General features: G+C 45.3%; 1 protein-coding gene. It reads right to left on the bottom strand.

Annotated elements, in window-relative coordinates; translation table 11 throughout:
* On the bottom strand, positions 1–265 hold a 265-nt coding region (locus ACST15_RS12545), incomplete at both ends, for a hypothetical protein (protein ID WP_459454996.1).

The following is a 265-nucleotide window of genomic DNA, read 5'->3' as shown; positions in this document are numbered from 1 at the left end:
ACGTCGTAGCTGTATTACCACTCGCATCTTGTGCCGTTATAGTCACCGTTTGAGCTACTCCTGCTACCTGTGTGCCTGAACCAGTTACTACAAATTTAGTTGCAGCACCTGGACTTACCGTCACACTTGAACTAGTCGCCGCAGTTCCTGAAGCGGGAGTGAAAGTGAAAGTTCCTGCTCCAGAAGTTCCTGTGAACCTCATACCTAAGCTTGTCAAGTTCGCTACTCCACTATTGAAATTACCTGCCTGATTTAATATATTATT

This window comes from Aquirufa sp. Wall-65K1 (genome assembly GCF_054558475.1).
Note: the sequence above shows the minus strand (reverse complement) of the source record. Positions and strands in the feature narration are given on the sequence as shown.